Consider the following 22,281-nt stretch of genomic DNA (forward strand, 5'->3'; position numbering starts at 1 on the left):
CGGGAACATTCAATAAGGTGCTTGCAGCTTGGGTGCATCGGTCGGTTGCAAGCACCTTTCAAGGCACGCCGGGCATGCTGGCGCGACGCTAAAAAGGCGCGGCAGTATACCGCGCCTCGGTTCGGTAAACACCCGCCGACAGTCAATCGTTGGTCGCATAAGCCGGCGATGCAGATGAAACCTGCGCAGGGATGGTCATTTATCGGTCGCGCCACTAAAGTGGCATTCGGTCTGTAGAGTAGGACACTCTGACAGCCTCCCTCGCACGGTGAGTCAACGATTGACCCATAACGCCATCCAGCGCCTTTTGTTAAAGCGTTTTGCCCTCGCCGCCGGCACTTACGCCCTGGCTTTGCTGCTGCTGTGGCTGGCGTATTTCACCGGCCATTTCGATGAGCCGTTGACCAACGTGGCCGTCGGCAGTGCGTTGCTGGTCATCAGCCAGGCCACCTTGTTCGCGGTGTTTTACAGCGGATGCAATGTGCGATTTTCCGACCCCAGCCTGACCGAAGTGCAGGTGTTGCTGGGGCTGGCCTGGCAAACCTGGCTGATGGCCAATCTGGATGAAGCACGCGGTGCGTTTCTGGTGTTCTACGTACTGATCCTGCTGTTCGGCTTGTTTCATCTGTCGCGCCGGGCCTTTTTGCGCTGCATGCTGCTGGTGTTTTTCAGTTTCAGCGCGATCACCCTGTGGGAGGGCTACAACTTTCAGCTGCCCGACCCGGCGCTCGCAGCTTTGCAGGTCTGCGTGCTGCTCATCGTGTTGGTCTGGCTGGAGCTGTATGCCCGGCACGTGCAGGCCACGCGTCAACGCATGCGTCAGCGTCGATTCGCCTTGCAGGCGCATCAGGACACCCTGCGTGGCATGATGCGCCAGCTCGAAGACCTGGTGGCCACCGACGAGTTGACCGGGCTGTTCAATCGCCGGCATTTCCTGCGCCTGGCGTCCCGCGAGCTCAAAGCCATGGACGCCGATGTCATGCATGGCCTGGCGCTGATTGACCTCGACCATTTCAAACGGATCAACGATGTACACGGCCATGCCGCCGGCGATCAGGTGTTGCAAGCCTTCGCCGGTGTCGCCTCCGCCTGCCTGCGCGAGGACGATGTGCTGGCCCGTTACGGCGGTGAAGAGTTCGTGCTGCTGCTGCCAGACTGTAATGCCGAACGCCTGACTTCTTGCTGTGAGCGGTTGCGCATTGCGTTCACCGATATCCAGTTGATCGGCCTCAACGTCGGTCCTCTCAGTTTGTCGGTGGGCATGACCCTGCTGGAACTGGGCGACGATCTCGACGATGCCTTGCAACGGGCTGATCAAGCGCTGTATCGGGCCAAGCGCGATGGCCGCAATCGGTGTGCGGCGGCGTGGGAGAACGTCGATGCCTGAATTAAGGGTCGGTGAGTGCCAATGGTCGGTGGCGGCCGGCAGTAATCTGCTCGATGCGTTGAATCGCAACGGCGTGGCAGTGCCCTACAGTTGTCGCGCCGGCAGTTGTCATGCGTGCCTGGTGCAATGTGTGCAAGGGCTGCCGAGTGATAGTCGACCTGATGCCTTGAGCGCCGACCAGCGTCAACAAGGGTGGCGCCTGGCATGCCAGTGTCAGGTAGTCGAAGACTTGCAAGTGCACACCTTCGATCCGCAACAGGACGGTCGCCCGGCCGCGGTGGCTGCCGCGGATTGGTTGAGCGCCCATGTGTTGCGTTTGCGCCTGACACCTGAACGGCCTTTGCGCTACAGCGCCGGGCAGCACCTGGTGTTGTGGGCGGGCAACGTTGCGCGGCCGTACTCCCTCGCCAGCCTGCCGGGAGAAGACCGCTTTCTGGAGTTTCACCTCGACTGTCGCCAGCCGGGGGCGTTCAGCGATGCGGCACGTCAATTGAAGATCGGCGATTCGATCCGTCTCGGCGAGTTGCGCGGCGGGGCATTGCATTACGACGTCGACTGGAACAACCGGCCGTTGTGGCTGCTGGCCGCCGGTACCGGGCTTGGCCCGTTGTTCGGCATCCTGCGTGAAGCGCTACGCCAGGAACACCACGGCGCCATCCGCGTTATTCACCTGGCCCATGATGCCCACGAGCATTATCTGGCCAAACCCCTGCAAGCCATGGCCGCCAGCCGTGCGAACCTCAGCGTCGAGCTGTGGACCCCGGCCGAGTTGCCCGCGGCTTTGGCGCAACTGCGGCTTGTTTCCCGGCAAACCCAGGCCTTACTCTGCGGGGCCCCCGACAGTGTCGACGCCTTTGCCCGGCGCCTGTACCTGGCGGGACTGCCGCGCAATCAACTGCTGGCTGACGTTTTCCTGCCCCGCGGTTGAGCGCTGATTTTTCAGACGCGAGACCTTTCATGACCGATGCCATCCAGATAGAGCGCGAGCGCGGCCTGCTGACCCTGCGCCTGAACCGCCCCGACAAGAAAAACGCCCTGACCCGCGCCATGTACAGCCACCTGGCCGAAGCGCTGCAACAGGCCGACACCGACCCGCAGATCAACGCCGTGCTGATCACCGGGTCCGCCGAGTGCTTCACCGCCGGCAACGACATCGCCGACTTCCTGCAGCAACCGCCGACCAGTCTCGACAGCCCGGTGTTCCTCTTCATGCTCAGCCTGCTCGAATGCCGTAAACCGGTGATCGCAGCCGTGGCCGGTGCCGCGGTGGGTATTGGCACGACGTTGTTGCTGCATTGCGACCTGGTGTATGTCAGTGCAGATGCAAAATTACGCATGCCGTTCGTCAATCTCGGGTTATGCCCGGAATTCGGTTCCAGCCTGCTCCTGCCGCGTTTGCTCGGCCAGGCTAAAGCCGCGCAATTGTTGCTGCTGGGTGAAGGTTTCAGTGGTGCAAGCGGCGGCGTGGGGTATTGCGACCGAAGCCCTGGGCAGTGGCGGAGCGGCGTTGGCCAAGGCGCGGGAAGTGGCGTTGCGTTTCGAGACCCTGCCACCGGAGGCGGTGCGGATCAGCAAGCAATTGATGAAAGCACCCGATCGCGAGCAATTGCGCAAGGCGATAGAAGAAGAGGGCACGCTGTTCACTGAGCGTTTGCGCTCGCCGGAAGCAATTGCGGCGTTGTCGGGGTTTATCAACCGGCATTGAATATTCGCTGACAGTGCCAGCCTCTTCGCGAGCAAGCCCGCTCCCACATTGACCGCGTGCGCAACACAGATCCGCTGTGGGAGCGAGACCGGCTTGCCGGCGAAGGGGCCGGCCCAGCCGATACATCTACCAGGTCAGAAAGCAAAAAGCCCCACCATTCACATGGCAGGGCTTTTGTTTTTCAGCAGGCGATCACTCAGACCATCGGGTCGCCAACGTGCAGGATCTTCATGCCGTTGGTGCCGCCGATGGTGTGGTAGCTGTCGCCCTTGGTCAGGATGACCCAGTCGCCTTTCTCTACGACACCGCGCTTGAGCAACTCGTCGATCGCGGCCTGGCTGACTTGCTCAGGCGGCAGGGACGCCGGGTCGAACGGTACGGTGTAGACACCACGGAACATGGCCGCGCGGGCCTGGGTTTCGCGGTGCGGCGAGAACGCGTAGATCGGCACCGAAGAACGGATGCGCGACATGATCAACGGCGTGTAGCCACTTTCGGTCAAGGAGATGATCGCCTTCACACCCGGGAAGTGGTTGGCGGTGTACATCGCGGCCAGGGCGATGCTCTGGTCGCAGCTTTCGAAGACCTTGCCGATGCGGTGGCTGGAGGTCTTGCTGGTCGGGTGCTTTTCCGCGCCGATGCAGATGCGGGCCATGGCCTGCACAGCTTCCAGCGGGTACAGACCGGCCGCACTCTCGGCCGAAAGCATCACGGCGTCGGTGTAGTCGAGCACGGCGTTGGCCACGTCGGACACTTCGGCGCGGGTCGGCATCGGGTTCTGGATCATCGACTCCATCATCTGGGTCGCTACGATCACTGCCTTGTTGTGGCGGCGTGCGTGCAGAATGATCTTCTTCTGAATACCCACCAGCTCGGCGTCGCCGATTTCCACACCGAGGTCACCACGGGCAACCATGACGGCATCGGAAGCGGCGATCAGGCCGTCGAGGGTTTCATCGTCGGCCACGGCTTCAGCACGTTCGATCTTCGCCACCAGCCAGGCGGTACCGCCGGCTTCGTCGCGCAGTTGACGGGCGTATTCCATGTCGGCGGCATCACGCGGGAAGGACACGGCGAGGTAGTCGACCTGCATTTCTGCGGCGAGCTTGATGTCGGCCTTGTCTTTTTCGGTCAGGGCCGGTGCGGTCAGGCCACCGCCGCGACGGTTGATGCCTTTGTGGTCCGACAGCGGGCCACCGATCAGCACGGTGCAGTGCAGTTCGGTTGCGGTGGCGGTGTCGACGCGCATCACCACGCGACCGTCATCGAGCAGCAGCTCGTCGCCGACGCCGCAGTCCTTGACCAGGTCCGGGTAGTCGATGCCGACGATGGTTTGGGTGCCTTCGGTCAACGGATGGCTGGTGGAGAAGGTGAATTGATCACCGATCTTCAGCTCGATCTTCTTGTTGGCGAATTTGGCGATACGGATCTTCGGACCTTGCAGGTCACCCAGCAGGGCGACGAAGCGACCGTGCTTGGCGGCCAGGTCACGCACCAGCTTCGCGCGAGCCTTGTGCTCGTCGGGGGTGCCGTGGGAGAAGTTCAGACGGGCGACGTCCAGGCCAGCCAGAATCAGCTGTTCGAGAACTTCCGGCGAGTTACTGGCCGGGCCAAGGGTAGCGACGATTTTGGTACGACGGACGGACATGCAAAGACTCCTGAGTTCAAGCGCTGAGTGAGGCTACTATGCTCTGGGGGTGTAGTCATTGTTCATGTGCACTACTTATTCGTTTGTTTCTTTAAACGAACAATCCTGAAGATTTTCGCCAACGGGTCGATACAGAGTTCAAGATAGGAGAACCCCCATGCGATTCGTGCTCATCGCCGCCCTTGCACTCAGTGTCACGGGCTGCACCCGTTGGTCGATGAACCATCATTTGAATAACGCCTACAGCGCCTATGACCGTGGCAATTGCGAGCAGGTGACGCTCGAATTGTCCAAAGTCGAACGCGCGAGCCGAGCGCGGCCTTATGTATGGCCAGAAGTCTCGATGCTGCGCGGTTTGTGTCTTGAGCGTCAGAAACTGTTCGTTGATGCCGCCCAGACCTATCAGTTCATCCTGGCGTCGTACCCGCAAAGTGAATATGCCTTCCGCGCCCGCGCCCGCTTGGAAACCTTGCAGTCCCTGGGGCATTACCCGCTACGCAGTGCCACCGTTGTTCGCCCGACCCGGTTCTGATCGCCGTTGGCATCGCGCCGCTGGCTCCCCGACGGGGGTGAGCTATAGTCCAATAGATCGATTTCAGAGCCTTGGCTTTAAATAAATCGGCGAAACACCTGTGATCGGCAGAAGTCAGCGACAGCGGTTCAAGGCGTGTCGCACCAGGATCAGGGAGAGCGTGCCCGTTGCCTGGCTGTTTGATAAAGGCAGGCAGGCCCGTTCCGAAGCATTAGTGCGGCCCTGCTTAAGGGTCTTGCGTAGCGAATTCAACATGTTCACCGACCGCCGGATCGAGCGGCATCAACTGCCGTATTTTCTGAGAGTGTTCAACAGCGTTACCGATAAGCCCATCGGCTTTTTAGGCAATGTCTCTGAAGACGGGCTGATGCTCATCAGCCAGCTGCCGATGATGATCGGTGCCGATTTCGCCTTGCGCCTGAAAATTCCCATGGCCGGAGGCTGCCACCAGGTGATCGACCTCAATGCCTGCTGCCTGTGGTGCCATGAAGACGCGACTCCCCACCATTACGACGCCGGGTTCAGCCTGCAACAGGCCCCGCCGGAGTATGGGCAATTGGTGGATGCACTGAAGCAGTACTTCAGTTTTCAGCCGATGCCTGCTTCGGCCTGAAATCTGCGGGGTTCAGGCGATCGCCTTCGCGAGCAGGCTCGCTCCCACAATTGATCGGCTGTGGACACATAGTTTGCGATCACCAAAGATTTAGTGTGGGAGCGGGCTTTCTCGCGAAGGCGTCTGATCAAGCAACCGATATTCAAAGGCTGTAAGCGGGTTCTGCGCATCCCAGCCCCTAAAACACCCCGGCCTTCTTCCATTCCAGGTAACGCGTCACTAACGCAGCGCCCAACTCGACAGCGGTCGTATCCACCACCGGCACGCCATGAGCGTTCAATCGCTCATGAAGTTCGGCCCGGGCATTGAGGAAATCCACGGTGCCACAATAGATCAGCGCATCGGACAAGGTTTGCACCGGTGCCTGACGCAAACGGTCGAGCACGTCTTCGCGCAGACTGGCGACCAGCACCCGATGTGGCTTGCCCAGGCGTTTGACCGCAGTGAGCAGTTCTTCGTCGTCTTCGTCCCGCAGGTTGGTGACCAATACCACCAGCGCCCGGCGTTTTTGCCGAGCCAGCAACTCGGTTACAGCGGCCTGGTAGTCGGCACTGCGTTGGCTGCTGTCCAGGTCGTAGACGTGGTTGAGCAATACATTGAGTTGGCCGGTGCCCTTGACCGGGGCGAGGTAGCGCGGCTGCTCGTGCGCAAAAGTGCAAAGGCCCACGGCATCCCCCTGGCGCAGGGCGACATAGCTGAGCAACAGGCAGGCATTGAGCGCGTGATCAAAGTGCGCCAGTTCACCATCCTGGCTGCGCATGTGCCGGCCGCAATCGAGCATGAAAATGATCTGCTGGTCACGTTCGTCCTGATACTCCCGTGCAATCGGCGTGCGCTGGCGGGCGGTGGCTTTCCAGTCGATCTGGCGCAGGCTGTCGCCTTCGCGGAATTCCCGTAGCTGATGAAATTCCAGGCCCAGGCCGCGTCGTGGGCGCTGGCGCACGCCGAGTTGGCTGAGCCAGTTGTCCACCGCCAGCAGCTGGCCACCGTAGAGGCGGGCGAAGTCGGGGTAGACCCGGGTGTCGGCGGTCACGTTCAGCAAGCGTTTGTCGGACCACAGGCCCAATGGGCTCGGCAGGCTGATTTCGCATTGTTCGAAATGGAAATGCCCGCGCTTCAGCGCACGCAGGCGGTAGCCGATCTGGCTGTGCAGGCCGGGCTGAAGCTCGACCGACAATGGCAGGTTTTCGAAGCTCAGGCCGGCGGGGACGTGGTCGAAGAGTTGAATGTTCAGCGGCTGGGCAAAGTCATGTTCGACCTCCAGTCGCACATCGCCCCAACGGCCGAGCGCCAGGCTGCCGGGCAGTTGTCGTTTGACGCCGGGGGTGGGCAGGTGTTTCAGGCGGATGGCGTCGAGTATGGCCAGGGCCAGCAGTGCCAACAGCAGTCCCCAGTTGATCGACAGCAGACTCGCTGGCATCGCGATGTCCAGCGCCCGCAAGGTGCCCAGGACGATACCGATGACCAGCAGGATTGCGAGCCAGATCAACAGCAGGCGCGAGGGTTTCACAGTCGCGGTGCCGGCACTTGATCGAGCAGTTGGCGCAGCACGTGATCGACCTCGAGCCCTTCGATATCCAGCTCTGGCGCCAGACGTACGCGATGGCGCAACACCGCCAGGGCGCAGCCCTTGATGTCATCCGGAATCACGAACTCGCCACCGCGCAACAGCGCCCGTGCCCGGGCGCAACGCACCAGCGCGATGGAAGCCCGGGGACCGGCACCAAGGGTCAGTCCCGGCCAGCTGCGGGTGGTGCGGGCCAGGCGTACGGCGTAGTCGAGGACTTGATTGTCCAGCGGCAGGTCGCTGGCAATGCGCTGCAACGCCAGTACGTCCTTGGCCTGCAACACCGTGCGCAACGGTTGCACGTCGAGCATGTCGGCCCGGGTCGAGCGACTGACCTGGCGCACCATGTTCAGCTCCTCGTCGCCATCGGGGTAGTCCATGCGGACCTTGAGCATGAAGCGGTCGAGCTCGGCTTCCGGCAGCGGGTAAGTGCCTTCCTGTTCGATGGGGTTTTGCGTGGCGAGCACCATGAACGGTTGCACGATGGGCAGGGCGCGGCCTTCGAGGGTTACTTGCCGTTCCTGCATGGCTTCGAGCAGCGCGGCCTGGGTCTTTGCCGGGGCGCGGTTGATTTCGTCGGCGAGCAGCAGGTTGGTGAACAACGGCCCTTTGCGCAGCTTGAATTGCTCGGTCTGCAAGTCATACACCGCGTGCCCGGTGACATCGCTGGGCATCAGGTCCGGGGTGAACTGGATGCGCGCGAACTCGCCGCCGAAGCAGCGCGCCAGCGCCCGCACCAACAGGGTCTTGCCCAGCCCTGGCACGCCTTCGAGCAGCACGTGACCGCCAGCGATCAGGGCCGTAAGAACGTCGTCGATGACCGCGTCCTGGCCGATGACCACCTTCTGCAACTCGCTACGCAGCGCCTGAGCCAATTGACTGGCGCGCTGGCGTTGCTGGTCGGCGTGGTTCGGAACGTCGGGCTTGATCTGTTCACTCATAACGCATTCCTCAAGGTTTGCAAGTAGGCGACCTGACGGCTGAAATCAACGCTGGAAAACCGTTGCTTCGGCCGTGGGCTCATGGCCTGGCTGATAGCGCGTGTGGATTGGTCGGTCAGGCGTGCGATCACCAGCCATTGTTCGGCGACGCCGAGTTGTTCAAAACCGGGATGGCGGCGCCGCACGCGGCGCAGAATGTCATGCTGCAAGATTTGCAGCAGGCTGTCCTGCCCCTTGCGCCTTAACAGGAAATAGGCACTGGCGCGCAGGTGTTCCTGGAGTTGCCGACGGGCACGCGGAGCCGGTTCCAGCAGCGGGCCATGACGCACGCCGACCTGCCAGAACCACACACCGATCAGGGCAACGAGCGCTACCAGCGCCTGGGGGAAGTAGCGTAGCAGCAAGGTCAGCAGGTCGTCATGATCGGTGTTGAACAGCAAGGTCACGTCGGTATCCGCCGTCAGGTACCAGAGCAGCCAGGCGTTGTCGTACTGATCGATGACCGGGGTTTTCCACAGGTCGGCGTCGGTGATCACGATGATCGAACCGAGCCCGTGATTGAGCTGCATCATGTGGGTGGCCTTGGCACTGTTGGCCCAGGCCTGGGCGAGGTTTTTCGGGTCTTCGAGATGGAAGGCGGTGTCAAAGCCGGCGTAGGCCGGCGCGTCTTCGTCTTCAAGGTACAGCTTGGTCAATTTGGGGTAGGGGTCGGCCCTGCTGTCGGGTGGCGGGCCCTTGAGGTTTTTGCTCAGCAACTGATGCACCTGGACCCGGTCGAGCAACAGGTCATTGCTCTGGCCGAGTTTCTCATCCCACAGCGACTGGGCCACGAACAACAGGCGCCCGCCGGCCCGGCTCCAGTTCATCACTTGATCGATCTGGCGCGGGGTCATGTTGGACCGGTCACCGAGCAACAACAGGCTGTGCTGTCGCGGCTCGATCGAAGGCAGGACGTCGAGACCGTCGGCATGCCTGACGGTCAGGCCCTGTTTGCGCAGGAAATGCTCGGCGGCCAGATAAGGATTGGCCAAGGCTTCGGGCGCGGGGCCGTGGTCGATCACTTGCTGATAGGGCGTCGCCTTCAGGTACAGGTAAATACTCAGCGCGCCCAGCAGCACCGCGCAGAATATGCCGGCCGCGAGCCAGGAGCGTCGGTTCAACGGGCGGCTCCCTGGTCGAACAACGCACGCCAGCCGTCACAGAGTTCCCGTTGCGCGGGCGCGGGGGGCAGTCGATGCCCGTAGGCCATGTTCTGCCAGTGTCCGGTCAGCTTTTTACTGAAGGCCAGCAACTCGGGTTGTTGCAATCGTTCGACACGTTCCAGCACCTGGCCTTCGGTATCGGCGGGTTTCAAGGCCATGTCGCAGTCGTGCAGCAAATGGCTGAGCAGGGCGCGATAGAGCAAGCCAAGGGCCTCGCGAGGGTGGCTTTGCCAGAGGTTTTCGGCGCTGCTGGCAATGTCGGCGGGCAGGGTGTCGCGGTTAAGGTCCAGGCCGAACGCCTGCTGCGGTAACGGTCGCGGGACTTTACCGTTCAACACCGGGCGACGGCTGACAAAGGCCTGCAACCAGGCCCGGTAACGCCAGATCAAAAAGCCGAGGGTGCCGACCACTGTCCCCCACAGCACCACCTCAATCAATGTGGTCGATAGATTGAGCAGCGCTGTCAGCCATTCGGGCATCCGGTCATCGTTCGGGGAGAAGGCAGTCGGCGTCTCCTCGCCAAAACGATAGCGCGTGACAGTTTCCCTGTTTTTGAACGGAGGCTGATCGAGGATCGCCTTGATGCTGTCCCGGGACGCCTGGCTGCTCAGGGGCTGGTCCAACAGGCGCGGGCTGTCGGGCGAAACGATCGGCTCGACGGCCCAGGCGGTTTGCGCGGTGGGCGTCAACAGCAACACCGCCAGCAGCAGGGGCATGGCGGCGCTGCTCAGGCGTTGGCGGAGGCGGCGGAACGCCAGTTCGATATCCCAGGCTTCCAGCACCGTGCGCCGGTTCAGATAAAGGCTGAAGCCGCAGGCTACATAGACCGGTTCCCAGACCACCAGCACCAGTGCGTAGAAGAAGTTGGTCAGGTGTTCCAGCCAGCGCCAGTCCTGTGTGGCGGCGGTGATCAAGGTCTGCCAGCTCCAGTCAAGTTCTACCTGTGTCGGCAACAACAGGTAGAACAGCACCATCAGGCCGATCCACAAGGCGCCTTCCAGGTGCACGCCGATGATCGTCAGCCACTTCGCGGCGCCGGCGTTACGCTGCAACAGCACCTGCAAACGCTGCTCCCGCGCGTCACCTGTGAGGCCTTCGAGTTGCATGACCGGCATCACGAAGCTGCGGCTCAGGCTCAGGCGTCGCCAGGTCAGGCTGGCCAGCAGTTGCGGCTTGAGCAGTCGCGGCCATTGGCGCAATGCCTGTTTCAATGTCGGCGTCTCACCGAACATGGCTGTGGACAGGATGTACAGCGGCAGGCGTTCGAACGCCGGTTTCAGCCACCAGAAAATAAACACCGCGAGGGCGGGCGAGTCCCAGAGCAGCAGGCTGAGCAGGGCGAAGACCGGCAAGGTCACGATGGCCCAGCTGGTCATCAGCAGGCGGCGGTGGCGCTGACTCAGCAGCACGCCCAGGTCCATGGCCTCCCAATTGAGGCGTGGGCGAATCACCACACTGGCGTCACTCAGGCGCATGGCGGGTCCGTCCGGCAAACAGCAGATAGACCGCCACCAGTAACCAGAGCACCGCACCGACCAGGTATTTGGTCATTGGCGCGACCCCGGTCATCGACGACCAATAGGCTTCGATAAACGCCGCAATCAGTAGAAACAGCATCACCCCGCAAATCAGCATCACACTCTTGCGCGCCGCCAGGCGCAAGGCCTCGGCGCGGCGCAGGCGTCCCGGTGCGATCAATGCCCAACCCAGTTGCAGGCCAGCGGCCCCCGCCAGGGCAATGGCACTGAGTTCGAAGGCACCGTGGCCGACCACGAATGACCAGAAGGTCTGGCCGTAGCCGATGTGCGTCAGGTGGCCGGCCACCGCGCCAATCATCAAGCCGTTGTAGAACAGGAAAAACGCGCTGCCCAGGCCAAACAGCAAGCCGCTGGCAAAGGTCTGAAAGGCAATGCCGATGTTGTGCATGATGTAGTAGCCGAACATGACCCAGTCTTCACTGGCCGCCCGTTCCGCCGAGCGCCCCAGGTGACCGGCGTTGGGGTCGTACATGCTCTGCATCTCGCTGACCTGCTCGGCCGGGATCAGGTTGTAGACCAGATCCGGAAACAGATACACCAGCAGGGCGATGCCGATCAGGCTGCCAAAAAACATCAGGCCGGCGGCGAGCACGAAGCGCCACAGTTCACGCACCAGTCTGGGGAAGTCCGCCAGGATGAAACCCAATGCCTTGGCGCCCAGTCGGCTGCGATGCCGATAAAGCTGTTGATGCCCGCGCAAGACCTGTTGCTGCAAGGAGTCGATCAGGAAACTGCTGTAACCGCGCTCCTGGGCCAAGGCCAAGTGATGGCACAGACGACGATAATCACCTGGGAAACTGGCGGCACGGGAGGCGTTCTGGTTGCGTTCCAGTCTTTCAAGCAGCAGGGCAAACTGCTCCCATTCGGCCTTGTGGCGACTCTCGAAAAGACTTTGCTTCATGTAGGGCCCAACAAGCCGCGGGCAATCCCGTTGAGCTCGGCCACCGCCTGTGGCGTTGGAACCTGCAGGGGTTGCGCGAGAATGGCCGCGAGTTCAGTGACCCGCGCCTCGGAGAGTTTACCCTGGCGTTCGGCAAACCCGAGAATCGCGCGTTGCTCGGCAAGCGTCAGGGCAAAGGCTGGGCGCCGGGGCTCGGCGGCCGGTAATTGGGGGCGGGTGAGCGGATGTTCGCGGTAGATCACCAGCGTGCCGGCGGCCAGGTCGCCGAGACGCTTGAAGTTGGGGTGCTGCAGGCAGCTGATGGCCCCGAGGAAATAACCAAACGGCAACATATCGACGAAGCGCAGCAGGTTACGCAGCAGCGAAGCAGACCAGCCGATGGGGGTGCCATCGTCCTGGACCACCCGCAGGCCCATCCACTGCTTGCCTGGCGAGCGACCTTGATTGAGCACCTCGAACAGCACCATGTACCACCAGCTCACCACGAAGAGCAGGATCGAGCCAAGACCGGCGCCGAGCTTTCCGAGAAACGCCAGGACAATAAACAGCGAGCCTAGGATCAACCCGCGCAGGCCAAGGTCGATGGCGAACGCCAGCGCACGCACCATCAACCCGGCCGGGCGCAATGGCAAGTCGATGCCTTCCGGCGTTTCGATCTGGTACCGCGTATCCAGTGGTGGGGACAGCGTTGCTTTCCTTGGCAGTGCTGTGGTCTCGAGCATGGGCAACCTGATGATGTGGCCTGATCGGGAGGTCTCTGTCCGGGAGATGCTAGCAGCCTCCCGGGGGGAAACGACATAACTATGTAGTGCACGGCTAAGCGGCCGGGGTGATTGAATGGCAAGATGACTGGCCGGGGCGGGATGTGAACGCCTAGACTTCGCCGATCTTCAGTTCAGGAATAGCCCGTGACCTCCATCTTCTGGTACGACTATGAAACCACCGGCATCAACCCCCGTTGCGACCGTCCGCTGCAAGTGGCGGGAATTCGCACTGACGTTGAACTCAATGAAATAGACGAGCCGGTCAATCTTTACTGCCAGCCCAGTGATGACATCCTGCCTCATCCCGCGGCCTGCGCCATTACCGGTATCACGCCGAGCCGACTGGCCGGGCAAGGCTTGAGCGAAGCCGATTTCATGACCCGGGTGCATGCCCAACTGGCTGCGCCCGGCACCTGCGGGGCCGGTTATAACACCTTGCGTTTCGACGATGAGATGACCCGTTACAGCTTGTACCGCAATTTTTTCGACCCTTATGCGCGTGAGTGGCAAGGCGGCAACAGTCGCTGGGATCTGATTGATGTGGTGCGTGCGGCCTACGCCTTGCGCCCCGATGGCCTGGTTTGGCCGACGGACGACGAGGGGCGTGTGACGCTCAAGCTGGAGCGCCTGAGTGCCGCCAACGGTATCGATCACGGCCATGCCCATGAAGCGCTGTCGGACGTTCGCGCCACGATCGCCCTTGCGCGGCTGATCCGCGAAAAGCAGCCGAAGCTCTATGACTGGCTGTTTCAATTGCGCGCCAAGCAAAAGGTGATGGATCAGATTCGACTGTTGCAGCCAATGGTGCACATCTCCGGGCGCTTTTCGGCGGCGCGCAACTATGTTGGTGTGGTGCTGCCCCTGGCCTGGCATCCGCGTAACAAGAACGCTCTGATTGTTTGTGACTTGCACCTGGATCCCCAAGGCTTGCTGGATCTGAGTGTCGAAGCCTTGCGTCAGCGCTTGTATACCCGTCGCGATGATCTGGCCGAGGGCGAGTTGCCGGTGCCGCTCAAGCTCATCCACATCAATAAATGTCCGGTGGTGGCGCCGCTGTCGGTGCTTCGCCCCCAAGATCAGCAACGCCTGGAACTGGATATGACGCTCTATCAGGAGCGCGCGCTGCGACTAAGTGACGCACAATCAGTTTGGCGAGATAAAGTTCAGGCCATTTATGCCAACGAGGATTTCACCCCGAGCCAGGATCCCGAGCAACAGTTATACGATGGTTTTATCGGTGATCGGGATCGGCGCCTATGTGAGCAGGTCAGAGCGGCGGATCCTGGGCAATTGGCACAAGCGCAGTGGCCTTTCGATGATGAACGCTTGCCGGAATTATTGTTTCGATATCGCGCACGTAACTTCCCCGATACGTTGAGTTTCGAAGAGCAACAACGCTGGCGAATATTCTGTCAGAACCGTCTGACGGCATCCGAGTGGGGGGCGCCCAATACACTGGAAACTTTTGTAGAAGCCAGCGCCCAATTGAGCGCTACAGCTACATCGTTTCAGCGAGGGGTGTTGAATGATTGGCACAATTATGTTGAGGAATTACGCAAACGTTTGAGTCTTTGAAAACGAACATGTCGTCGGATTGAACGTCGGGCATAAAAAAACGCCAGCAGCGGCTGGCGTTATTTTTGTCGCGGACGAATCTTTGACAAAGCTCTGCGGCTTAGCCCAGCAGAGTAGCCCAACCTTCAACCACATCACCGCCCCACTTGGCTTTCCACTCTTTCAGAGTCTTGTGGTTGCCACCTTTGGTTTCGATGACTTCGCCGTTGTGCGGGTTTTTGTATTGTTTAACTTTGCGAGCACGTTTGGTGCCGGTAGTTTTTACTGCGCCACCGCGTGGAGCTTTGGTTTTGGACTCAGGATCCAGCAACGCGATGATGTCACGCAGGGACTTGGAGTATTCGCCCATCAAGGTGCGCAGTTTGCCTTCAAATTCCAGCTCGGTTTGCAGTTTGTCGTCTTGGGACAGGTTCTTCAAACGGGCTTGCAGCTCTTTGATAGCTTCTTCGGTGGCACGGTATTCGTTGATCAAGGACATGAGGACTACCTTATGTTGGGCGCTGGTGGCAGGTGACAGTGCGGCAATAATAGTCAGGCTGTTTCATCAAGTAAACATTTAACCCAAGTTTATTTAATTTAGTTGCGGTGAATAGGCCGCAAATTTCCGGCACAGTTTAATCGTCGTCAACAGGCATCACAGACAGTCACATTTTTGGCACTTGAAGAATGGCTAAAAGAACACCATCGCGCGGGGGGCAGGTGTAGCCTGAACCCGGCTCGCCCACCTTCCTGCATCGCCAGACGTCATCAATACTGCAGTTTTGCTGCGCAATCGCTAGAATGGCGACCTTTGCGAAGTTCTGGAGTTTGACCCTCATGCGCACTTTTCGGCTGGTGATTGCTTGCCCGGACCGCGTCGGCATCGTTGCTAAAGTCAGTAACTTTCTGGCGTCACATAATGGCTGGATCACTGAAGCGAGCCACCACTCGGACAATCTCAGTGGCTGGTTCTTCATGCGTCACGAAATTCGTGCCGATTCGCTGCCCTTCGGTATTGAGGCCTTTCGCGAAGCGTTTGCACCCATTGCCGAAGAATTCTCGATGAACTGGCGCATCACCGATACCGAGCAAAAGAAGCGCGTGGTGTTGATGGCCAGTCGCGAGTCTCACTGCCTGGCCGACTTGCTGCACCGCTGGCACAGCGACGAACTGGATTGCGAAATTTCCTGCGTGATTTCCAACCATGACGATCTGCGCAGCATGGTCGAGTGGCACGGCATTCCTTACTACCATGTGCCGGTCAATGCGCAGGATAAGGAACCGGCATTCGCCGAAGTCTCGCGCCTGGTCAAACAGCACGATGCCGAAGTGGTGGTACTTGCCCGTTACATGCAGATTCTGCCGCCCGCGTTGTGCAGCGAATATGCCCATAAGGTCATCAACATTCACCATAGCTTCCTGCCTTCGTTTGTCGGTGCCAAGCCGTATCACCAGGCATCCATGCGTGGCGTGAAGTTGATCGGCGCTACTTGCCATTACGTGACCGAAGAGTTGGACGCCGGCCCGATCATCGAACAGGACGTGGTGCGCGTCAGCCACAGTGACAGTATTGAAGACATGGTGCGTTTCGGTCGCGACGTCGAGAAGATGGTACTGGCCCGTGGCCTGCGTTATCACCTGGAGGATCGGGTGTTGGTGCATGGCAACAAGACCGTGGTGTTCTGACAGCGATACAGTACGGTTGAAGTTCAAGGGGCCTGGGCGTTCAATTGCTTCAGGCCCTTTGCCGTTGCTGACCTGAGGATATGTTTATGGCCGATCCACTCGACAAAGCCACTTCCAGAGCGCCTGCCACGTTGGGTGAGGGGTGTTTGAGTCGTTATGATCCGGATGACTTGAGCGCTGAGGATGGTACGGAGTTTCCTGGTGCTGCGCAGTTGTGGGACGCTTTGAATTCGGAGCCTGACTTTGTACCTGTGGGGGGTGGGGTGCCGGAGAAGCAGACGTGAAGTTTGGCAATGGCCGATTGGGCTTTTTGAACGTGTACATATCCGTTTCTGCGGTCACGGCTACTTAGGGTTCCGCCCTGACGGCGGGTCACTTGGAAAAGCCCCAAGTAACCAAGGGCTCTTGCCCCTTTCGTTCGGTGCCTCGCTCAGGCTCGGCATGCCCTCGCTCCGGTCCTGCTCCGTGGGCCCGCCGCCATCGGCCATCCATGGCCGGGGGCGGCTAACCCGGCATCCATGCCGGGTTGCCCACTGCGCAGAACCTGCGCTCGGCCTCTCGAGGGGGCGTATACCGCAAAAGCAAAAGCAAAAGCAAAAGCAAAGCCAAAGCGATGCGGCCTACCGGCCGGGCTGGTCGGACAGGGGATTTGTGTACGACTCGATTACCTGTGGGAGCGAGCCTGCTCGCGAAGAGGCCGTGCCAGTCGACATCGACGCCGGATGTCAGTTCGCATTCGCGAGCAGGCTCGCTCCCACTTGATCTTTGCCGGACTCGGGATTTGTGTACGCCCCGATCACCTGCCCCTGTAGGAGCTGTCGAGCGAAGCGAGGCTGCGATCTTTTGATCTTGCTTGGCTTTGCTTTGCTTTGGCTTCAGATCTGCCGCCCCTTTCCCAGAGGCCGAACGCAGGCGTTGCGCAGGAGGCACCGCGGCAAGGATGCCGCGGTAGCCGCCCCCGGCCATGGATGGCCGATGGCGGCGGGCCCCCGGAGCAATGCCGGAGTGAGGGCATGCCGAGCCTGAGCGAGGCACCGAATGGCGGGATAAAAGCGTTTGGTTACTTTGCGCTGGGCGGCATTCCGTTTTTCAAAGTGACCCGCCGTAAGGGCGGAACCCTAAGTAGCCGTTACCGCAAAAACGGATATGTACACGATCAAAAAAACTCAGCCAAAGCATGCCCACGCTCCTAAGCCTGCTTGAACTTCATCAATTTCTTCAACAGCGGCCGCCCGAGCATCAACAAAAACACCGGCCCGCCCACCAGCAGATAGAAGTAATAAGTCACCGCCCGCCAGATCAGAATTGCCGCCGCCGCGGTGGATTTTCCCACCATCGGCGCCAACAGGGCGGCGCAGGTCAGCTCCGCCGCACCGGCACCGCCCGGCAGCAGGCTGAATTGCCCTGCACTCAATGAAAGCATCTGGATCAGAAAGCTCCAGGCCCACTGCAAATCCGCTCCGAGCCCGCGCAACGCCAGATACAGCACGCTGTAACGCAAGACCCAATGCAGGCAGGTCAGGGCAAACACCGTGATCAATGTCTGACAGGGCAACTTCAACGTGTCGGTAAACGCCGCCAGGAAGTGCAGCAGTTTTCGCGCCCAGCGCAGGCGCGTGGTGCCTTTGACGTTGAGTCGAACGAGCAAGCGACCGCTCAGGCGAATCAGTAGACGGTGGTAGCGCGCCACCACCACACAGGTGAGCAAGCCGCCAGCCATCGAAACGGCGCTGACGGTCAGCAGCCATTCCATGCGCTCGCTCAGGTGCTGGAACAGGGCATAAATCAGAATCCCGCTCAGGGCGCAGAGGAAAAACAGCAGATCGCTCAGCTGATCCATGGCGAACACGGCACTGCCCTTGGCCGGACGCACACCATTACGCGCCAGCAGCGCCATGATGGTCAGTGGCCCGCCGCTGCCGCCGGGGGTGGCGCAGTACGCGAACTCGGCGGCCATCACCACCCCCAGGCTCTTGATCCGGCCCACCTTGTCGCGCTGATCGCCGAGCAACAGACGCAAGCGCATCGTGTTCAGCACCCAGCACAACAGGATCATGCCGAACATGATCAGCAGCCAATGCAGCGGAAAGCTTCGCAGTCGAGACCAGGTTTCGTTACCCCCCAGCAATGAGGGAATCAGCACTGCGGCGAGCAGCGCGACGAGCAGCAGGATCCCGCGACTCATGCGGCGCGTCCGACAGCGTCGGTTTGCATGGCCAGCCAGCGCGCCTTGGTCATCGGCACTCGCCCACCGTCGAGCAGGCGCTTGAGCGTCTGCAGCCAGTAAGTACGGGAGAACTCATGGCGCATGTCCACCGGGTGCAGGCCGAGGCGAATCACCGGTGCCTGCCGCCAGCGTCGTTCGCGCTGGTCGCTGAGCAGTTTCGACAAGCCCCGACGCCAGTTACTGCGCGCACTCCAGACCAGCCCAGGGGCGTCGATCGGCGAAAAATCCGGCAGGCGATAGAGATGTTGCGGGTCACTGGTGTAGCTCAGAGGCAATTGGCGCAAGGCCTGGCGCGTGCCTTCACTCATCAGCCAGGCCGGGGCGACGAAACCTGCCAACGGCCAGTCGTATCGGTGGAACAGGTCGATGCCGGCGCGCAGGCGGGTGAGGGCGGCATCTGTGGACAGGCTGTAAAACTCCCCTTCGTGGGTGTAGATCCGACGCATGAACCAGTCTCGCGGGTTACTGGGCGTGGGGGCTTCATCGCAATGAAAGTAACCGTGCAGCGCCAGTTCGTCGCCACGGATGACCCGGCCGCAGAGCATACGTCGAAAATCCGGATGGGCGTCCAGATTATTCTGGCGATGAAAATCCGGGACCACCAGCCAGGTCATCGGCACCGCGCCCATGGCGTCGACCGCGGCGACAAAGGGTTGGTAATCGGCCCAGGTTTGTGGCGCGACGTCGTGCAGCACCAGTAGCAAGCCGGGCGGGTTCATGGACTCAACCATTGGCGGCCAGCGACCAGTGGTTGCCGAGCACGGCGTGATAGTGTCCCAGCAGGCTGTTGACCACCGTATCCCAGGAGTAATGCTGCTCGGCATGGCTGCGAGCCTGTTTGCCCAGAATGGCGCTGCCTGTACTGAACAATTCGCGTACAGCGTTGGCCATCGCCATGGAATTGTTCGGCGGGCACAACAAGCCGCATTGATCGGTGACGATTTCCTGAAAGGCCCCAGCCGCCACGGCCACCACCGGAATGCCACTGGCCATGGCTTCAAGAATCACCAGGCCGAAGGTTTCCTGGTCACCGGCATGCAGCAGCGCGTCGGCGCTGGCTATCAGCCGGGCGACTTGCACCGCCGGGCAGAACTCATCGACCACGGTGACGTTATCCGGCACCAGGGCTGGCATCGACGAGCCAACCAGCAGCAGGTGATAGCGCCGGCCCAGGCGTTTCATGCAGTCGAGCAGGACCGGCAGGTTTTTTTCCTTGGAACCGCGTCCGGCGAAGATCAGCAAGTGAGTATGTTCATCGATCCCCAGTTCGGCCCGCAGACCCGGGTCCCGCGCCTCAGGATGGAAGGTTTGCAAGTCGACACCGAGGGGTTGCACGTAGACGTTTTTCACCCCGAGGCCGATCAGCTTGTCGGCCATCACCTGGCTCGGCGCCAGGACCCGGTCGAAGTTGCCGTAGAGTTTGCTGACATAGGCTTCGACATTGGTCGTTACCCAGTTGCCCATGCGGTTGCTGACCAGCAGCGGCAGGTCTGAATGATAAAAGCCGATCACCGGCACATCGAGTTGCCGACGGGCATCGAGTGCAGCCCAGGCGGTGAGGTAAGGGTCGCCGACTTCGATCAGGTCGGGCTGCAGATCCTGCAGGACATTGCGCCAGGGCGCGAGACGGAGGGGGAAACGATAACCTTTGCCGAAGGGCAGGGCGGGAGCCGGAACCGTGTAAACGCCATCCCGTTCACTCAAGGAGGAACCAGGGATCAGTAAACTATGGCGGATGCCCGGCTTGTTGCCCAGGCGACGGTGCTTTGCATCCAGATAAGTGCGCACGCCACCGCTGGCAGGGGCGTAGAACATGGTTATGTCAGCGATATGCACGATGAACATCCCTCCGGTCCGTAGTTCTCCCTTGGTTGACCTTTATGAAGGATAGATGTTCGGTTGGGGTTTTGTGGACGGGGGCGGGCGGGGTTTTTGCGGTGTATTACAGGCCGCCTTCGCGAGCAGGCTCGCTCCCACAGGGTTTGCGTGAACCTGTAGGAGCGGGCTTGCCCGCGAAGAGGCCCTATCAGACACTAAATACGGAAACTGCCTACCAACTGCTTGAGCCGCCCCGCCTGCTGCTCAAGATCCGCACAAGCGCGCAACGTCGACTGCAGATTCTCCACCCCCTCCTGATTCAACGTGTTGATCTCGGTAATGTCGACGTTGATCGACTCCACCACAGCCGTCTGCTCTTCGGTCGCCGTCGCCACCGACTGGTTCATGCCGTCGATTTCACCGATGCGCAAGGTGACGCTGTTAAGCCGTTCACCCGCCAGGTTGGCGATGACCACCGTGTCCTGGCTGTGGCGCTGGCTATCGCTCATGGTGCTGACGGACTCGCGGGCGCCGACTTGCAGTTCTTCGATCATGGTCTGCACCTGCTGCGCCGATTCCTGCGTGCGGTGGGCCAGGTTGCGGACCTCATCGGCGACCACGGCAAAACCCCGTCCGGCTTCACCGGCGCGCGCCGCTTCGATGGCGGCGTTGAGCGCCAACAGATTGGTTTGCTGGGAAATGCTGGTGATCACTTCGAGAATTTGCCCGATGTTCACGGTCTTGCTGTTCAGCGATTCAATATTGTTGCTCGAGGCGCTAAGCATGCTCGACAGCTGATTCATCGCGACAATGCTGCGATCCACCACTTGCTGGCCATCTTCAGCCAGGCTGCGGGCATCGCTGGCCTGGCTCGACGCTTGCGCGGCGTTGCGGGCGATTTCCTGGGCGGCGGCGCCAAGCTGGTTGATGGCCGCGGCGACGCTGCTGGTGCGTGAAGCCTGTTGGTCGGAGTTGAACATCGACGAGTTCGAGGCCGCTACCACGCGCAAAGCCACTTCGTTGACTTGCCCGGTGGCGGAGGACACTTCGCGGATCGAGCCGTGAATACGCTCGACGAAGCGGTTGAACGCGGTACCGAGGACGCCGAATTCATCGTTGTTCTGGATGGTCAGGCGTTTGGTCAGGTCACCGTCGCCGTCGGCAATGTCTGCCATGGCGCGGGTCATCACATGCAACGGCTGGATCAGCATACGAATCAACATGCCCAGCAGGGCAATGATGATGGCCACGGCAATCAGCGTCGCGACGACCGCCGAGGCACGAAACTCGGTGAGCATCGAGAAGGCTTTGTCCTTGTCTATCGACAGACCGATGTACCAGTTGACCGAGGGCAGGCCCTTGATCGGAGTGAACGTGACGATGCGGGTCTTGCCGTCGACTTCCACTTCACTGAAGTCGCGGCTGATACGCGGGGCATTGTCCGGATAGGCCTCGCTCAGGGTCTTCATCACCAGGGCTTTGTCCGGGTGGACCAGGATCTTGCCGTCGGCACTGACCAGGAAGGCGTAGCCCATGCCGTCGAAGTCCCGGGCGCTAAGGGTGTCGATCAGGGTCTGCAGGCTCAGGTCGCCGCCCACCACCCCTACACTTTGCCCGGCCTTTTTTGAAGCGGATGCGATGGAGATGATGGTCTGGCCAGTGGCCGCATCGATATAGGGTTCGGTCAGGGTCGCTGTGCTGCTGCTTTCAGCGCCTTTGTACCAAGCACGCACCCGTGGATCGAAACCGGCGGGCATTTTGGTATCCGGACGAATGGTGAAGCTGCCGGTGGCATCGCCCAGGTAGGACGCCATGAAGGTCGACGTCAGGGCTTTCTGCTCAAGCAGGCTGGCGACGGTGGACGGCTCAGGATTGATCGCGATGTTCTGGGCGAGGTTGTCGATCAACAGGATACGACCGGCCAGCCAGGTCTGGATGTTGTGGGCGGTGACGTCTCCCATCTCATTGAGGTAGTTGTCCAGGTCTTCGCGGATGGCGTTGCGCTGCAGATAGTCGTTGTACAGCGTGAACGAGGCAAAGGCGGCCATGACGATGAGGGCAGCGGCAAGCAGGATTTTATGGCTGAAACGCAGATTTTTGTTCATGGCTTGGGGTTCCGCTAAGGTCTTGGTGCCAAAGGCGTGCTTTTATAAAGGAACGCACAATGGGCGGCAGTGAGAACAAGCTGATATTTCCGT

At 60.7% G+C, this 22,281-nt stretch carries 20 protein-coding genes and 2 pseudogenes; 9 read left to right on the forward strand and 13 right to left on the reverse strand.

Annotated features, from left to right (window positions below):
• The first annotated feature begins 280 nt into the window (after nt 1–280).
• The 3 genes and pseudogenes from ACA041_RS05610 (at nt 281) to ACA041_RS05620 (ending at nt 3,092) form a co-directional block, all read left to right on the forward strand.
• On the forward strand, nt 281–1,387 hold the full coding sequence (locus ACA041_RS05610; protein ID WP_497440235.1) for a GGDEF domain-containing protein: 1,107 nt from the start codon (nt 281–283) through the stop codon (nt 1,385–1,387).
• On the forward strand, nt 1,380–2,315 hold the full coding sequence (locus ACA041_RS05615) for an iron-sulfur-binding ferredoxin reductase (protein WP_497440236.1): 936 nt from the start codon (nt 1,380–1,382) through the stop codon (nt 2,313–2,315). The genes ACA041_RS05610 and ACA041_RS05615 overlap by 8 nt, the downstream gene beginning before the upstream one ends.
• A 29-nt stretch (nt 2,316–2,344) precedes the next feature.
• Nucleotides 2,345–3,092: pseudogene (locus tag ACA041_RS05620) on the forward strand (enoyl-CoA hydratase-related protein).
• Nucleotides 3,093–3,288: 196 nt separating this feature from the next.
• Here the strand turns inward: ACA041_RS05620 and pyk are convergent.
• Complete coding sequence (gene pyk, locus ACA041_RS05625; protein ID WP_497440237.1) at nt 3,289–4,740, reverse strand: pyruvate kinase; 1,452 nt, start codon at nt 4,738–4,740, stop codon at nt 3,289–3,291.
• Between the two features lie 157 nt (nt 4,741–4,897).
• Here pyk and ACA041_RS05630 point away from each other — a divergent pair, with 157 nt between their 5' ends.
• Entirely contained in the window at nt 4,898–5,272 is a 375-nt protein-coding gene (locus tag ACA041_RS05630) for a tetratricopeptide repeat protein (RefSeq protein ID WP_497440238.1), read from the forward strand.
• Between the two features lie 253 nt (nt 5,273–5,525).
• A complete protein-coding gene (locus ACA041_RS05635) occupies nt 5,526–5,885 on the forward strand; it encodes a PilZ domain-containing protein (protein WP_497440239.1) in 360 nt (119 codons plus the stop codon).
• A 178-nt stretch (nt 5,886–6,063) separates the two neighbouring features.
• Here the strand turns inward: ACA041_RS05635 and ACA041_RS05640 are convergent, their stop codons facing one another.
• Genes ACA041_RS05640 through ACA041_RS05665 form a run of 6 tightly spaced genes read right to left on the reverse strand, consistent with a single transcriptional unit; the run spans nt 6,064 to nt 12,756 of the window.
• Nucleotides 6,064–7,395 carry a DUF58 domain-containing protein gene (locus tag ACA041_RS05640; protein WP_497440240.1) on the reverse strand — a complete coding sequence of 444 codons (1,332 nt, stop codon included), beginning with the start codon at nt 7,393–7,395 and terminating at the stop codon, nt 6,064–6,066.
• Nucleotides 7,392–8,393 (reverse strand): AAA family ATPase, encoded by a 1,002-nt coding sequence (locus ACA041_RS05645; protein ID WP_497440241.1) that lies wholly within the window; start codon nt 8,391–8,393, stop codon nt 7,392–7,394. Before ACA041_RS05645 ends, ACA041_RS05640 begins: the two co-directional genes overlap by 4 nt.
• Nucleotides 8,390–9,553: a DUF4350 domain-containing protein gene (locus ACA041_RS05650; RefSeq protein WP_497440242.1), complete on the reverse strand. Its 1,164-nt coding sequence runs from the start codon at nt 9,551–9,553 to the stop codon at nt 8,390–8,392. The genes ACA041_RS05645 and ACA041_RS05650 overlap by 4 nt, the downstream gene beginning before the upstream one ends.
• Nucleotides 9,550–11,070 (reverse strand): DUF4129 domain-containing protein, encoded by a 1,521-nt coding sequence (locus ACA041_RS05655; RefSeq protein WP_497440243.1) that lies wholly within the window; start codon nt 11,068–11,070, stop codon nt 9,550–9,552. Before ACA041_RS05655 ends, ACA041_RS05650 begins: the two co-directional genes overlap by 4 nt.
• Entirely contained in the window at nt 11,057–12,034 is a 978-nt protein-coding gene (locus ACA041_RS05660) for a stage II sporulation protein M (RefSeq protein ID WP_497440244.1), read from the reverse strand. The genes ACA041_RS05655 and ACA041_RS05660 overlap by 14 nt, the downstream gene beginning before the upstream one ends.
• Entirely contained in the window at nt 12,031–12,756 is a 726-nt protein-coding gene (locus ACA041_RS05665; RefSeq protein WP_497440245.1) for an RDD family protein, read from the reverse strand. The genes ACA041_RS05660 and ACA041_RS05665 overlap by 4 nt, the downstream gene beginning before the upstream one ends.
• A 186-nt stretch (nt 12,757–12,942) precedes the next feature.
• On the opposite strand from ACA041_RS05665, the gene sbcB reads away from it, so the two are divergent.
• Nucleotides 12,943–14,373, forward strand: a complete 1,431-nt coding sequence (gene sbcB, locus ACA041_RS05670) for an exodeoxyribonuclease I (protein ID WP_497440246.1) — start codon at nt 12,943–12,945, stop codon at nt 14,371–14,373.
• 100 nt (nt 14,374–14,473) lie between these two features.
• Here the strand turns inward: sbcB and mvaT are convergent, their stop codons facing one another.
• On the reverse strand, nt 14,474–14,851 hold the full coding sequence (mvaT, locus tag ACA041_RS05675) for a histone-like nucleoid-structuring protein MvaT (RefSeq protein ID WP_007933316.1): 378 nt from the start codon (nt 14,849–14,851) through the stop codon (nt 14,474–14,476).
• 338 nt (nt 14,852–15,189) lie between these two features.
• Between mvaT and purU the strand changes: the two genes are divergently transcribed.
• The 3 genes from purU (at nt 15,190) to ACA041_RS05690 (ending at nt 17,231) form a co-directional block, all read left to right on the forward strand.
• Entirely contained in the window at nt 15,190–16,038 is an 849-nt protein-coding gene (purU, locus tag ACA041_RS05680; RefSeq protein ID WP_497440247.1) for a formyltetrahydrofolate deformylase, read from the forward strand.
• 86 nt (nt 16,039–16,124) lie between these two features.
• Entirely contained in the window at nt 16,125–16,322 is a 198-nt protein-coding gene (locus tag ACA041_RS05685; RefSeq protein WP_497440248.1) for a hypothetical protein, read from the forward strand.
• A 729-nt stretch (nt 16,323–17,051) separates the two neighbouring features.
• A complete protein-coding gene (locus ACA041_RS05690; protein WP_497440249.1) occupies nt 17,052–17,231 on the forward strand; it encodes a hypothetical protein in 180 nt (59 codons plus the stop codon).
• On the opposite strand, the gene gpgF is transcribed toward ACA041_RS05690, so the two are convergent.
• The 5 genes and pseudogenes from gpgF to ACA041_RS05715 all read right to left on the reverse strand — a co-directional run.
• Nucleotides 17,228–18,223: a glucosaminyl phosphatidylglycerol flippase gene (gene gpgF, locus ACA041_RS05695; protein ID WP_497440250.1), complete on the reverse strand. Its 996-nt coding sequence runs from the start codon at nt 18,221–18,223 to the stop codon at nt 17,228–17,230. The two genes, ACA041_RS05690 and gpgF, sit on opposite strands and share 4 nt — an antisense overlap.
• Nucleotides 18,220–18,996, reverse strand: coding sequence for an N-acetylglucosaminyl phosphatidylglycerol deacetylase (gene gpgD, locus ACA041_RS05700; protein ID WP_497440251.1), 777 nt, complete (start codon nt 18,994–18,996; stop codon nt 18,220–18,222). The genes gpgF and gpgD overlap by 4 nt, the downstream gene beginning before the upstream one ends.
• Entirely contained in the window at nt 18,989–20,110 is a 1,122-nt protein-coding gene (gpgS, locus tag ACA041_RS05705; protein WP_497440252.1) for an N-acetylglucosaminyl phosphatidylglycerol synthase, read from the reverse strand. Before gpgS ends, gpgD begins: the two co-directional genes overlap by 8 nt.
• Before the next feature lie 188 nt (nt 20,111–20,298).
• Complete coding sequence (locus ACA041_RS05710) at nt 20,299–21,063, reverse strand: methyl-accepting chemotaxis protein (protein WP_497442011.1); 765 nt, start codon at nt 21,061–21,063, stop codon at nt 20,299–20,301.
• Between the two features lie 93 nt (nt 21,064–21,156).
• A pseudogene (locus ACA041_RS05715) lies at nt 21,157–22,188 on the reverse strand (HAMP domain-containing protein); the annotation flags it as partial.
• Between the last annotated feature and the right edge of the window lie 93 nt (nt 22,189–22,281).

The sequence above is a fragment of the Pseudomonas sp. LBUM1676 genome (genome assembly GCF_059695605.1).

Excerpts from the sequence above, each read along its gene's own strand:
- ACA041_RS05615 (WP_497440236.1), top strand. The coding sequence starts at position 1,380 with ATGCCTGAATTAAGGGTCGGTGAGTGCCAATGGTCGGTGGCGGCCGGC.
- pyk (WP_497440237.1), bottom strand. The coding sequence starts at position 4,740 with ATGTCCGTCCGTCGTACCAAAATCGTCGCTACCCTTGGCCCGGCCAGT.
- ACA041_RS05630 (WP_497440238.1), top strand. The coding sequence starts at position 4,898 with ATGCGATTCGTGCTCATCGCCGCCCTTGCACTCAGTGTCACGGGCTGC.
- ACA041_RS05635 (WP_497440239.1), top strand. The coding sequence starts at position 5,526 with ATGTTCACCGACCGCCGGATCGAGCGGCATCAACTGCCGTATTTTCTG.
- ACA041_RS05645 (WP_497440241.1), bottom strand. The coding sequence starts at position 8,393 with ATGAGTGAACAGATCAAGCCCGACGTTCCGAACCACGCCGACCAGCAA.
- ACA041_RS05655 (WP_497440243.1), bottom strand. The coding sequence starts at position 11,070 with ATGCGCCTGAGTGACGCCAGTGTGGTGATTCGCCCACGCCTCAATTGG.
- ACA041_RS05660 (WP_497440244.1), bottom strand. The coding sequence starts at position 12,034 with ATGAAGCAAAGTCTTTTCGAGAGTCGCCACAAGGCCGAATGGGAGCAG.
- ACA041_RS05665 (WP_497440245.1), bottom strand. The coding sequence starts at position 12,756 with ATGCTCGAGACCACAGCACTGCCAAGGAAAGCAACGCTGTCCCCACCA.
- mvaT (WP_007933316.1), bottom strand. The coding sequence starts at position 14,851 with ATGTCCTTGATCAACGAATACCGTGCCACCGAAGAAGCTATCAAAGAG.
- purU (WP_497440247.1), top strand. The coding sequence starts at position 15,190 with ATGCGCACTTTTCGGCTGGTGATTGCTTGCCCGGACCGCGTCGGCATC.
- ACA041_RS05685 (WP_497440248.1), top strand. The coding sequence starts at position 16,125 with ATGGCCGATCCACTCGACAAAGCCACTTCCAGAGCGCCTGCCACGTTG.
- ACA041_RS05690 (WP_497440249.1), top strand. The coding sequence starts at position 17,052 with ATGCCGAGCCTGAGCGAGGCACCGAATGGCGGGATAAAAGCGTTTGGT.
- gpgF (WP_497440250.1), bottom strand. The coding sequence starts at position 18,223 with ATGAGTCGCGGGATCCTGCTGCTCGTCGCGCTGCTCGCCGCAGTGCTG.
- gpgD (WP_497440251.1), bottom strand. The coding sequence starts at position 18,996 with ATGGTTGAGTCCATGAACCCGCCCGGCTTGCTACTGGTGCTGCACGAC.
- gpgS (WP_497440252.1), bottom strand. The coding sequence starts at position 20,110 with ATGTTCATCGTGCATATCGCTGACATAACCATGTTCTACGCCCCTGCC.
- ACA041_RS05710 (WP_497442011.1), bottom strand. The coding sequence starts at position 21,063 with ATGTTCAACTCCGACCAACAGGCTTCACGCACCAGCAGCGTCGCCGCG.